This is a genomic window from Amycolatopsis sp. NPDC045836 (assembly GCF_056431745.1).
Genome location: NZ_JBWKKF010000005.1, coordinates 220,118 through 231,884 on the forward strand (window position 1 = coordinate 220,118; position 11,767 = coordinate 231,884).

Consider the following 11,767-nt stretch of genomic DNA (forward strand, 5'->3'; position numbering starts at 1 on the left):
CTAGATTCGGGATATGAGCCTGGGTCTGTGGAACATCGCCGGTGCCGAGGGCGAGCGCACGGCGGTGGTCGAGCCGGACGGCACCGAGATCACCTACGGCGAGCTGGCCGCGAAGGCGAACGCCTACGCCAACGGCCTGCGCGAGCTGGGGCTCGGCACCGGTGACGCGGTCGTGGTGCTGCAACCCAACGGCGCCGAGCTGGTGGCCGCCTACTTCGCCGCCATCCAGACCGGCCTCTACGTCGTGGTGGTCAACTGGCACCTGGTCGGTCCCGAGGTCGCCTACATCCTGTCCGACAGCGGGGCCAAGGCGTTCCTCGCGCACGAGCGGTTCGGCGAGGTGGCCGTCGCGGCGGCCGACGAAGCGGGCATCCCGGCGGAGGCGCGGTTCGCGGTCGGTCCGGTCGCCGGGTTCCGCCCGATCGGCGACCTCGCCGCCTCGGCCGAACGGCCCGCGGTGCGCACGGCCGGCTCGCCGATGCTCTACACCTCCGGCACCACGGGACGGCCCAAGGGCGTTCGGCGCCCGCTGACCGGCGCCGACCCCGACGAGGTGCCGGCGGCGTCCACCTGGTTCTTCGGCATCTTCGGGCTGAAGCCGGGGGACGGGCACGTGCACCTGTGCGGTTCGCCGCTCTACCACACCGCGGTGCTCAACTTCGTGGCGATCTCCTTGCAGCTGGGCCATTCCGCGGTGCTGATGGACCGCTGGGACCCGGCCGAGATGCTGCGGCTGGTCGAGCGGTACCGGGTCACGCACAGCCACATGGTGCCGACGCAGTTCCGGCGCCTGCTGGCGCTGCCCGGCCACGAGGAGTACGACGTCTCCTCGCTGCGGTGCATGATCCACGGCGCCGCGCCGTGCCCGCCGGAGGTCAAGCGGCGGATGCTGGACTGGTGGGGGCCGGTGGTCACCGAGTACTACGCGGCCACCGAGGGCGGCGGCACCGCGATCAGCGGTGAGGAGTGGCTGCGCAAACCGGGTTCGGTGGGCAAACCGTGGCCGGGTTCGACGATCAAGGTGCTCGGCGAGAACGGTGAGGAGCTGCCCACGGGTGGGATCGGCACCGTCTACCTGCGCATGGGCGACTCGAAGTTCGAGTACCACGGGGACCGCGAGAAGACCGAGCGCGCGCGGGTCGGCGACCTGTTCACCCTCGGCGACGTGGGGCACCTGGACGAGGACGGCTACCTGTACCTGCACGACCGCCGCAACGACATGATCATCTCCGGCGGGGTGAACATCTACCCGGCCGAGATCGAGGGTGAGCTGGTGATGCACCCGAAGGTGGCGGACGTGGCGGTGTTCGGCGTGCCGCACGACGACTGGGGTGAGGAAATCAAGGCCGTCGTGCAGCCCGCCGACGGCGTCTCCGGTGATCCGGCGCTGACCGCCGAACTGCTGGAGTTCGCCGCGGCCCGGCTGGCGAAGTTCAAGCTGCCGAAGAGCGTGGACTACCTGCCGGAGCTGCCGCGTGACCCGAACGGCAAGCTGTACAAGCGGAAGCTGCGCGACCCCTACTGGGCCGGTCGCGAACGGGCCATCTGAAGCCGCCACAGCGAGGTGGTCTCGCCGGCACGGGCGCGCCGGTGCCGGGGCCGGGTGTCCAGCCGGTCCACGACTTCGAGGCCACCGCTCCTCATTTTCCCGTGCAACTCTTCGCGGGTGCGCAGGCCAAGGAGTTCGGCCAGGTCGGAGAGGATGAGCCAGCCTTCTCCGGCCGGGGTCAGGTGCTCGGTCAGCCGGGCGAGGAAGCGGTCCAGCACGTCGCTGTCGAAGATGCCGAGTTCCAGTGCGGAATGCGCGCGGCCGGGTACCCACGGCGGGTTGCAGACCACCAGATCCGCCTGCCCGGGCGGGAAAAGATCCTGTTCCAGCACTTCGACGCGGTGACCGAGGCGGTCGAGGTTCTCGCGGGCGCAGGCGCAGGCACGCGGGTTCACGTCCGTGGCCACGATCCTTTTGGCACCCCGCCGGGCGAGGATCGCGGCGAGCACCCCGGTCCCGGTGCCGATGTCGAAGGCGGTGAACCCGTCCGGCACGGGGGCGCGGGCGACGAGGTCCAGGTACTCCTGGCGGATCGGCGCGAACACACCGTAGTGGGGGTGGATCTTCGCGCCCAGCACGGGCACGTCGATGCCCTTGACCCGCCATTCGTGGGCGCCGATGACACCGAGCAGTTCACGCAGGGGCAGCACGCCGGGCGCGGTCGGCGGGCCGAACGCCTCGGTGCAAGCCGCGCGCACGTCCGGGGCGCGGCGCAGCGGCACGGTGTAGTCGGCTTCGAGCGGGATGAGCAGCATCCTGAGCAACGGCACGTCCCTGGTGCGGCGGCCGAGGGCGTGCAGGAGCTGGCGGGCGCCGTGGAAGTCGCCCTGCCACAGCACGGGCACCCCGCGGCGGAAGTGGCGCAGGGCGAGGTCGGCACGCAGGGTGTCGTCCGCGCGGACGACCCGCGCGGGGAGTTCGGAAAGCACTTCGGCTCCTCGTGATCGAACGCGGTCGGCTACGCACGCAGATCACCCCGACGCGAGGAGCTACCCGGCGATCAGGCGCCCCGGCGCCGAAGTGGGAGCCGGGTGTCGCCGAGGACCATGCCCATGTTCATGCCCCGAACCGTGGCACAGCACCGGCCGGGCGGGCAATGGGATTAGTGCTGGGGACAGGCTGTGGCTCAACGACCCTTGAACTCCGGGCGCCGCTTCTCCGCGAAGGCGCGTGGCCCCTCCTTGGCGTCTTCGCTGGTGAAGACCGCCGCGCCGAGCTGGGCTTCGAGTTTGAAAGCCTCTTCTTCGGCCACACCTTCGGTGTCGCGGATGGTGCGCAGGATGGCCTGCACCGCGAGCGGACCGTTGGCCGCGATGGTGGCGGCGGTTGCCAGCGCTGCCTCCAGTGCGGTCCCGTCCGGCACCACGCGCCCGATCAGGCCGATCTCCTTGGCCTCCGCCGCCGTCACGTGACGGCCGGTGAGCAGCAGTTCCGCGGCCGCGGTGTACGGGATCTGCCGCGGCAGCCGGACCGCCGAGCCGCCCATCGGGAACAGGCCCCAGCGCGCCTCCGACACGCCGAACTTCGCGCTCTCCCCGGCGATCCGGATGTCGGTGGCCTGCAGGATCTCCGTCCCGCCGGCGATGGCCGGGCCCTCCACCGCGGCGATCAGCGGCTTGCTCAGCCGCCGCCCCTTCAGCAGGCCCGGGATGCGGCTCGGGTCCCAGCTGCCGCGCTCGAAGGCGTCCCCCGGCGAGTTGCGGGCCATCGACTTGAGGTCCGCCCCCGCGCAGAACGCCCCGCCCGCACCGGTGAGCACGCAGCAGCGGATGCCGTCGTCCTCGTCGACCCGGTCCCACGCCCCGGTCATGATCGCCATCATCTCGCCGGTGATGGCGTTGCGCGCCGCCGGGCGGTTCATCGTGACGACCAGGGTGTGGCCGAATTGCTCGACCAGTGCGTGGGGGGTCTCGGTCATGCGACGTTCCTCCGTGACGGGCGCCGGTGCCATCAGTGCCATTGCTCAAAACGATAACATGTTCTAGTTTGGCCTGGTGGCACTCAACATCGCAGATCTGCTCGAGCACGCCGTCGACGCCGTGCCGGACCGCCTCGCGGTCGTCTGCGGCGATCGGCAGGTCACCTTCGCCGAACTGGAGGAGCGCGCCAACCGGCTGGCGCACCACCTAGCGGGGCGCGGTGTGGCAAAGGATTCCCACGTCGGCGTCTATTCCCGTAACTCCATCGAAGCCCTCGAGGCGATGATCGCCGCCTACAAGCTGCGCGCCATCGCGATCAACGTCAACTACCGCTACGTCCACAGCGAACTGAAGTACCTGTTCGAGAACGCCGATCTGGTGGCGCTCCTACACGAACGGCGGTATGCGGACAGGGTGGCGGCCGTCCTGCCCGAATGCCCAAAACTGCAACACGTTGTCGTGATCGAAGACGGTTCCGACGCCGATTTCTCCGGCTACGGCGGCGTTCCGTACGAAACCGCGCTGGCGGGCAACTCACCGGAACGCGACTTCGGCGAGCGCAGCGACGACGACCTCTACATCCTCTACACCGGCGGCACCACCGGCTACCCCAAGGGCGTGCTGTGGCGCCACGAGGACATCTGGCGCGCGCTCGGCGGCGGCATCAACTTCGTCACCGGGGAGTACATCCCGGACGAGTGGACGCTCGCCGAGCAGGGCAAGGAGAGCAGCCTGGTGCGCCTCCCGGCGGCGCCGCTGATCCACGGCGCCGCGCAGTGGGCCGCCTTCGGCGCGTTGTTCACCGGCAGCCCGGTCGTGTTCGTCCCGCAGTTCGACGCGCACGACGTGTGGCGGGCCGTGCAGGCGCACCGCGTCCAGGTGCTCACCATCGTCGGTGACGCGATGGCCCGGCCGCTGATCGAGGCCCACCGCGAAGGCGGCTACGACGCGTCCTCGCTGGTGGCGCTGTCCAGCCACGCGGCGCTGTTCTCCCAGAGCGTCAAGCAGGAGTTCCTGGCCACCTTCCCGAACCTGGTGATCACCGACGCGATCGGCTCGTCGGAGAGCGGGTTCACCGGCATCGGCATGGTGGCCAAGGGCAGCGACCACAGCGCCGGCCCGCGGGTGAACTTCGGCAGCCAGGCCGTGCTGCTCGACGACGAGGACCGGGTGGTCGACCCGCAGCCGGGTGCGGTCGGCCGGATCGCCCGGCGCGCGCACGTGCCGCTGGGTTACTACAACGATCCCGAGAAGAGCCGCACGATCTTCACCGAGATCGACGGCACCCGGTACGTCATCCCCGGCGACTACGCCCGCTACGAGGGCGACGGCACGGTGACGCTGCTCGGCCGCGGTTCGCAGTGCGTCAACAGCGGTGGTGAGAAGGTCTTCCCGGAGGAGGTCGAGGGCGCGCTGAAGTCGCACCCCGGCGTCTTCGACGCACTGGTCATCGGCGTGCCGGACGACCGCCTCGGCCAGCGGGTGGCCGCGGTGGTGCAGCCGCGCACCGGGTGCGAACTGGACCTGGCCGCGCTGGAGGCACACGTCCGGCGGGAGGTCGCCGGCTACAAGGTGCCGCGCACGGTCTGGCTGGCGGAGGAGATCGGGCGCACCCCGACCGGCAAGCCCGACTACCGGTGGGCCCACGCGTACGCGGCGGAACACGAACCGGCCGGTGGGCTGGTCGCGGGACAGGCGGGCTGATGCACACGGAACTCTGCGGCACCTTCGGCATCGAGTACCCGATCGTCGCGTTCACCCCGTCGGAGCACGTGGCCGCCGCGGTGACCAACGCGGGCGGGCTCGGCGTGCTGGGCTGCGTCCGGTTCAACGACGCCGACGAGCTCGACGGCGTGCTGGACTGGATGGACGCCAACACCGGTGGCCGCCCGTACGGGGTGGACATCGTGATGCCGGCGAAGATCCCGGACGAGGGCAGCCCGGTCGACCTCGGCAGGCTGATCCCGCCGGAGCACCGCGAGTTCGTCGACCGCACGCTGGCGCGGCTCGGGGTGCCCGAGCTGCCCGGTGGTGCGGACGAACGCGAGGGCGTGCTGGGCTGGCTGCACTCGGTGGCGCGCTCGCACGTGGAGGTGGCGCTGCGGCACCCGATCAAGCTGATCGCCAACGCGCTCGGGTCACCGCCGGTGGACGTGATCGAGCAGGTGCACCGGCACGGGGTGCCGGTGGCGGCGCTGGCGGGCAAGGCCGAGCACGCGGTGCGGCACGTCGACAACGGGGTCGACCTGGTGGTGGCGCAGGGTTACGAAGCCGGTGGGCACACCGGGGAGATCGCCTCGATGGTGCTGCTGCCGGAGATCGCGGACGCGGTCGGGGACCGGGTGCCGGTGCTGGCCGCCGGGGGCATCGGTTCGGGCAGGCAGGTCGCGGCGGCGCTGGCGCTGGGCGCGTCCGGGGTGTGGACCGGCTCGATCTGGCTCACCACCGAGGAATACCTGCAGACCATGGCGGAATCCGAAGCCGTGCAACGGGCCCTGGTCGCGGCGAAGTCCTCGGACACCGTGCGCACCCGCATCTACACCGGCAAGCCCGCGCGCCTGCTGAAGACGCGCTGGACCGAGGCGTGGTCGTCGCCGGAGGCACCCGACCCGCTGCCGATGCCGTTGCAGAACCTGCTGGTTTCCCACGCCCACAACCGGATCCACGCCGCGGGTGATCCGAGCGTGGTGTCCATGCCGGTCGGCCAGATCGTCGGCCGGATGAACCGGGTGCGGCCGGTGGCCGAGATCATCGGAGAACTGGTGCGGGACTACGCCGCCGCACTGTCGCGTTTGGACAAAACGAGGTAGGCGAGCGCGCCGAGGGCCAGCACCCCGGACCCGGCGAGCACCGAGTTCAGCGGCAGGCTGAACGCCAGCACCACGCAACCGGCGAAGCCGAGGCCGCCGACCACCCGGCCGAAGGTGAACGCGCTCGCGTTCGCGATGGCGTAGTAGACGAGCACGGCGAACGAGGAGAACCCGATCGCCGAGCGCAGGTCCGCCACCGCGGCGAGCGCGGCCACCACCACGCCGACGGTGACCTCGGCCCGGTGCGGCACGCCGTACCGGGGGTGCACGGCGGCGAGCCCCCGCGGCAGGTGACCGTCGCGCGCCATCGCGAGCGTGGTCCGCGAGACGCCGAGGATGAGCGCGAGCAGCGCGCCGAGGGCGGCGAGCGCGGCACTGGCCCGCACCACCGGGGAGAGCCAGCCGGGCACGGCCTGGGCCACCGGGTCGGCCGACGCGGCGAGCGCCGCGGGCCCGAGCTGTACCAGCAGGGCCACGGCCAGCACCGCGTAGACGACCAGCGTGATGCCCAGCGCCAGCGGCACGGCGCGCGGCAGGGTGCGTGCCGGGTCGCGGACCTCCTCACCGAGCGTGGCGATCCGGGCGTACCCGGCGAAGGCGAAGAACAGCAACCCGGCCGATTCGAGCACGCCGCCGGTGCTCAACTCCAGGTTCGCCGGCTGGGGGTCACCGGCGGTGAAGATGGCGACCACGGAAACGGCGAGCACGGTCAGGGTGATCGACACGATCACCCGCATGGCCAGCGTGGACCGCTGCACACCGCGGTAGTTCAGCGCGGTCACCGCCAGCACGACCGCCGCCGCGACCACCCCGCGCCACGGCCGGCCGAGGCCGGGCGCGGCGTAGCCGGCCACCGCGATCGCCATCGCCGCGCAGCTCGCCGTCTTGCCGATGACAAAGCCCCAGCCGGCGAGGTAACCCCAGAACTCGCCGAGCCGCTCGCGGCCGTAGACGTAGGTGCCGCCGGAGGCGGGGTAGCGGATGGCGAGCCGGGCGGAGGAGGTCGCGTTGCAGTAGGCGACCACCGCGGCCAGCGCGAGCCCGAGCAGCAGCCCGGACCCGGCGGCCGCGGCGGCGGGCGCGAAGGCTGCGAACACCCCGGCGCCGATCATCGCGCCGAGCCCGATGAACACCGCGTCGCCGGTGCCGAGCCGCCGCGTCAGCTGTTCGTTCACGCGGATAGTGTGACTGCTCGTGCTGGAGCCTTCGAACCCGCAGCCGCCGCGTGCGGGCGGTCCGGTGCGGGACGGCATCCCCGAGCACGGCCGCATCCCGCGGTACTACGCGGTCAAGGTGGAACTGCTCGGGCTGATCGCCGAACTGGGCGAGGGGGCGGCGCTGCCCACCGAACGGGAGCTGGGGGAGCGGTTCGACGTCTCGCGGGCGACCATCCGGCAGGCGGTCGGGGAGCTGGTGCTGGAGGGCAGGCTGAGCCGGCGGCAGGGCAGCGGCACGTTCGTCGCCGGGCCGAAGCTGGTGCAGCCGCTGGCGCTGGTGAGCTACACCGAGGGGCTGCGGCAGCAGGGCATCGAGCCGGGCCGCACGCTGATCACCCTGGAAACCGTGCCGGCGGGCCGGGAACTCGGTGCCGAACTGCGGGTGGCCGCCGCCGACCGGATCATCCACCTCGAGCGCGTCCTGCTCGCCGACGGGGAACGGGTCGGCCTGGAATCGACCTACCTGGTCGCGGACCGCTTCCCGGACCTGCTGGCCGTCTTCGACCCGGCGGAGTCGTTGTACGCGTGCCTGCGGGAACGCTTCGGCGTCCAGTTCGGCGGTGCGGACGAACGGGTGGAAACGGTGCTGGCGACGCCGCGGGAGGCGCTGCTGATCGGCACGAACCCGGCGCTGCCGATGCTGCTCATGCACCGGGTGTCGTGGGGGCCGGACCACCGGCCGTTCGAACGGGTCCGCTCCCTGTTCCGAGGCGACCGCCTCAGCTTCGAAACCCGCCTGACCCCGTAATCGTCCCGCGTTCGCACACCTGAACCGCACACCTGCGGCCCGCCAGGCGGCTCCCCAAGGGGAACGGGATTCCGGCTGCGGGCCCGCCGGACGCCGAGGGCGCAGGTGCGCCGCCGGGTCGGGGACGTGCTGGACCTGGTGGGCATGACCGGGTTCGGGCGCCGGTTCCCGCGGGAGCTGTCCGGCGGCCAGCAGCAGCGGGTGGCGATCGCGCGGGCGCTGGCGATCCGCCCCGGTGTGCTGCTGCTCGACGAGCCGCTGTCCGCACTGGACGCCGCGTTGCGCGAGGACATGGTCGCCGAACTGCTGCGGCTGCGGGCGGAACTGCCGGACACCACAATGGTCTACGTCACCCACGACCAGGGCGAGGCGCTGGCGCTGGCCGACCGGATCGCGGTGCTGCGGGACGCGCGGCTGGTCGAGATCGGCCCCAGCGAACAGCTCTACCACCGCCCGGCCACCGGCTTCACCGCCGGTTTCCTCGGCGCGGCCAACCTGATCCCGGTCGAAGTCATCCACGCGGACGCGACCGCGGCGACCGTCCGGCTCGGCTCGCGCGAGCTGAGCGCGGCGCCCACGGGAACCGTGCGCGAGGGCGAGCCGGTGGTGCTCGGCGTGCGGCCGCACCGGGTGCGCGTGCACGCCCAGCCCGCCGACGGCACCCTGCCCGCCACGCTGCGGGCGGTGCAGTGGCGGGGCAGCGGTTTCCGGGTCGACCTGGACCTGGACGGCATCGGGGTGCGGGCCGAAGTGCCCGCGGTGGCGGACCTCCCGGCCATCGGCTCGCCGATCGGGGTGTCCATTCCGGACGGTTGCCCGCTGGTGCCGGCGGAGCCGGTGCGGTGAGAGCGCTCTGGGTGCTGCCCCCGCTGGTCGTGGTGCTCGGGTTCTTCGGTTACCCGCTGGCGCTGGTGGTCCGGCAGTCCTTCGTGGCCGAAGACGGTTCGGCCGGTTTCGCGGTGTGGGGCGAGGTGCTGGCGTCGCCGGAGTTCCTCGGGGCGGCCGGTCGCACGATCACCATCGCCGCGGGCACCACCGCCGGGTGCGTGCTGCTCGGCACCTTCTTCGCCCTGGTGCTGGCGTTCGTGCCGTTCCCCGGCGCGCGGGCGCTGGCGCGCGTGGTGGACACGGTGCTCGCCTTCCCGTCGTTCCTGATCGCGCTGGCGTTCACCTTCCTCTACGGCGCGGCCGGGGTGTTCGGCACCGGCGGCTTCCTGTACTCGCCGTGGGGGGTGCTGCTCGCCGAGATCACCTTCTACACGCCGTTCGTGCTGCGGCCGGTGCTCGCCGCGTTCCGCCAGGTGCCGCCCGCGCAGCTGGGGGTGGCGGCGAGCCTGGGCGCGCGGCCGGGGCGGGTGCTGTGGCGGGTGGTCCTGCCCGAGGCGCTGCCGTCGCTGGCGTCGGGGGCCTGCCTGACCCTGCTGCTGGCGATGAACGAGTTCGGCATCGTGTTGTTCATCGGCGCGAAGGACGTGCTCACCCTGCCGATGCTGGTCTACACCAAGGGAATCGTCACCTTCGACTACCCGGCGGCCTGCGTGGTGGCGGTGGTCGACGTGGTGCTTTCGCTGACGCTGTACGGGAGTTACCGCTGGATCGCGGCGAGGATCGGGAGGGGAGGGCGCCGTGCTGCTCTGGACGCGCCGTAGCCGGCGGCTGGTGCAGGCGGTGTTCCTGCTGTTGTTCGCCGCCGTCGTGCTGGCCCCGCTGGTGGTGATCGCGCTGGCCTCGGTGGCCGGGAGCTGGACGGGGGTGCTGCCCGGTGACCCGACCACCGAGCACTTCGGCGCCGCGTTGTCCGCGGAGACGCTGGCCAGTGCGTCGGTCAGCGTGCAGACCGGGCTCATCGCCTCGCTGGCCTCGGTGGTGCTGGGCACCTGGGCCGCGCTGGCCGTGCAGCCGGTGCCGCCGAGGCTGAAGCGGGCGCTGGACCTGCTGTTCCACCTGCCGATCGCGGTGCCGTCCGTGGTGACCGGCCTGTCGCTGCTGGTCGCGTTCAGCACCCCGCCGGTGCTGCTCAACGGAACGCGCTGGATCGTGCTGCTCGCGCACCTGGTGATCGTGCTGCCGTTCACCTACAGCACGGTCTCGGCCGCGGTCACCCGGGCCGACCCGCAGCTCGGGCCCGCCGCGGCCGGCCTCGGCGCCGGTCCGGTGCGGGTGCTGCTGCGCGTGCGGCTGCCACTGCTGCTGCCGTCGATGTCGGCGTCGGCGAGCCTGGCGCTGGCCATGTCGATGGGGGAGGTCGGCGCGACGATCATGCTGTACCCGCCGGACTGGCGGACGCTGCCGGTGAGCGTGTTCGCGCTGACCGACCGCGGGCAGGTGTTCCTGGCCTCGGCGAGCACCGTGGTGCTGCTGGCGATCACCCTCGCCGGGGTGGCCGCGACGGGAATCCGCCGGGGTCGGGGCGCGGAAAGGTGAGCCGTGCAACCCGATCGCGCCCCCGTTCCGTCTTCGGGGGCATGAGGTACTCAGCGAAGATGGTTGGCGTAGGTGTCCTGCTGTTCGCCGGTACGGCTTGCGCCAGCCCACAGAACGCCACTCAGCCCGCCGTCGCTCCGCCGCCCGTGGCGAGCGCGCCCGCCGACCAGCTCGCGCCCGGCGAGCCGCAACCGGCGCCGCCGGTGCAGAACCCCGGCGGGCCCGAACCGGCCGAACCGGGCGTGCCCGAGGCGGGGACCAAGCTCCCCGAGCAGAAGATCGACGCGGCCAAGCTGCCGGAGGGCTTCCCGAAGGAGGTCGCCCTGGTGGCGGACGGCAAGGTGCTCTCCATCGGGGCGCAGGAGGGCGGCTGCGGCAAGGCCAGCCTGGAGGTGAAGGAGCAGAGCGCCGAGCGGGTCGTGGTCAACGTGGTCGAGACCGAGCCCGGCGGCAACGTCGCGTGCACCATGGACATCCGCTACCCGACGCTGACCGTGGAGCTGGACCAGCCGCTCGGCGAGCGGACCGTGGTGCTGGAGCACGAGCAGCGCAAGAAGTAGTACTCGGAGACCACCTGTTGCGCGTGGCCGGGAACATGTCGGGGCGTGTTCCCGGCCACAACTCCGTTCTGCGTCCGATTTGGCTCTACGGTGACGGCATGGGACAACGACAGGTCTCGTCCACCCGGACGATCGCCACCACTCCGGAGAAGATCTTCGAACTGCTCGCGAACCCGGCGAAGCACCCGCTGCTCGACGGTTCCGGCACGGTGCTCGCCGCCCGGAACGGCGGCCCGGAGCGGCTTTCCCTCGGCGCCGAGTTCGGCATGGACATGAAGATGGGCGCCTCGTACAAGATCCTCAACACCGTGGTCGAGTTCGAGGAGGGCCGCCTGCTCGCCTGGCGCCACTTCAACGGGCACCGCTGGCGCTGGCAGCTCTCCCCGCTCGGCGACGGCCACACGCAGGTCACCGAGACCTTCGACTGGTCGACCGCGCGGGTACCGCTGCTGATCTCGCTCAGCCCGTTCCCGAAGAAGAACAAGGCGGCCATCGAGAAGTCGCTGGCCCGCCTCGCCGGCCTGTTCCCGGGCTGAGCGG

Annotated in this window: 12 protein-coding genes; 9 read left to right on the top strand and 3 right to left on the bottom strand. The window is 72.0% G+C overall.

What is annotated here, in order from left to right; genetic code table 11:
- Positions 1-13: 13 nt before the first annotated feature.
- Complete coding sequence (locus AC07EG_RS10770; protein ID WP_478252826.1) at positions 14-1,549, top strand: acyl-CoA synthetase; 1,536 nt, start codon at positions 14-16, stop codon at positions 1,547-1,549.
- Here AC07EG_RS10770 and AC07EG_RS10775 read toward each other — a convergent pair.
- Positions 1,519-2,478 (bottom strand): methyltransferase, encoded by a 960-nt coding sequence (locus AC07EG_RS10775; RefSeq protein WP_478252827.1) that lies wholly within the window; start codon positions 2,476-2,478, stop codon positions 1,519-1,521. The two genes, AC07EG_RS10770 and AC07EG_RS10775, sit on opposite strands and share 31 nt — an antisense overlap.
- Positions 2,479-2,675: 197 nt before the next feature.
- Entirely contained in the window at positions 2,676-3,467 is a 792-nt protein-coding gene (locus tag AC07EG_RS10780; protein ID WP_478252828.1) for a crotonase/enoyl-CoA hydratase family protein, read from the bottom strand.
- 76 nt (positions 3,468-3,543) lie between these two features.
- Here AC07EG_RS10780 and AC07EG_RS10785 point away from each other — a divergent pair, with 76 nt between their 5' ends.
- Together AC07EG_RS10785 and AC07EG_RS10790 are read left to right on the top strand one after the other, a co-directional pair.
- Positions 3,544-5,172: an acyl-CoA synthetase gene (locus AC07EG_RS10785; protein WP_478252829.1), complete on the top strand. Its 1,629-nt coding sequence runs from the start codon at positions 3,544-3,546 to the stop codon at positions 5,170-5,172.
- Positions 5,172-6,278 (top strand): NAD(P)H-dependent flavin oxidoreductase, encoded by a 1,107-nt coding sequence (locus AC07EG_RS10790; RefSeq protein ID WP_478252830.1) that lies wholly within the window; start codon positions 5,172-5,174, stop codon positions 6,276-6,278. Before AC07EG_RS10785 ends, AC07EG_RS10790 begins: the two co-directional genes overlap by 1 nt.
- Here the strand turns inward: AC07EG_RS10790 and AC07EG_RS10795 are convergent.
- On the bottom strand, positions 6,239-7,390 hold the full coding sequence (locus tag AC07EG_RS10795; RefSeq protein WP_478253085.1) for an APC family permease: 1,152 nt from the start codon (positions 7,388-7,390) through the stop codon (positions 6,239-6,241). The genes AC07EG_RS10790 and AC07EG_RS10795 overlap by 40 nt on opposite strands.
- An 82-nt stretch (positions 7,391-7,472) precedes the next feature.
- Between AC07EG_RS10795 and AC07EG_RS10800 the strand changes: the two genes are divergently transcribed.
- The 6 genes from AC07EG_RS10800 to AC07EG_RS10825 all read left to right on the top strand — a co-directional run bounded on the left by AC07EG_RS10800 (position 7,473) and on the right by AC07EG_RS10825 (position 11,763).
- Positions 7,473-8,243, top strand: a complete 771-nt coding sequence (locus AC07EG_RS10800) for a GntR family transcriptional regulator (RefSeq protein WP_478252831.1) — start codon at positions 7,473-7,475, stop codon at positions 8,241-8,243.
- Positions 8,244-8,348: 105 nt separating this feature from the next.
- Positions 8,349-9,089, top strand: a complete 741-nt coding sequence (locus AC07EG_RS10805) for an ABC transporter ATP-binding protein (RefSeq protein WP_478252832.1) — start codon at positions 8,349-8,351, stop codon at positions 9,087-9,089.
- Positions 9,086-9,892, top strand: coding sequence for a 2-aminoethylphosphonate ABC transporter permease subunit (locus tag AC07EG_RS10810; RefSeq protein ID WP_478252833.1), 807 nt, complete (start codon positions 9,086-9,088; stop codon positions 9,890-9,892). The genes AC07EG_RS10805 and AC07EG_RS10810 overlap by 4 nt, the downstream gene beginning before the upstream one ends.
- Entirely contained in the window at positions 9,870-10,667 is a 798-nt protein-coding gene (locus AC07EG_RS10815; RefSeq protein ID WP_478252834.1) for an ABC transporter permease, read from the top strand. The genes AC07EG_RS10810 and AC07EG_RS10815 overlap by 23 nt, the downstream gene beginning before the upstream one ends.
- Positions 10,668-10,813: 146 nt before the next feature.
- The gene (locus tag AC07EG_RS10820; protein WP_478252835.1) at positions 10,814-11,227 is read left to right on the top strand and encodes a hypothetical protein; all 414 of its coding nucleotides are present in this window, start codon (positions 10,814-10,816) and stop codon (positions 11,225-11,227) included.
- Between the two features lie 98 nt (positions 11,228-11,325).
- Positions 11,326-11,763 carry an SRPBCC family protein gene (locus AC07EG_RS10825; protein ID WP_478252836.1) on the top strand — a complete coding sequence of 146 codons (438 nt, stop codon included), beginning with the start codon at positions 11,326-11,328 and terminating at the stop codon, positions 11,761-11,763.
- Positions 11,764-11,767 lie beyond the last annotated feature (4 nt).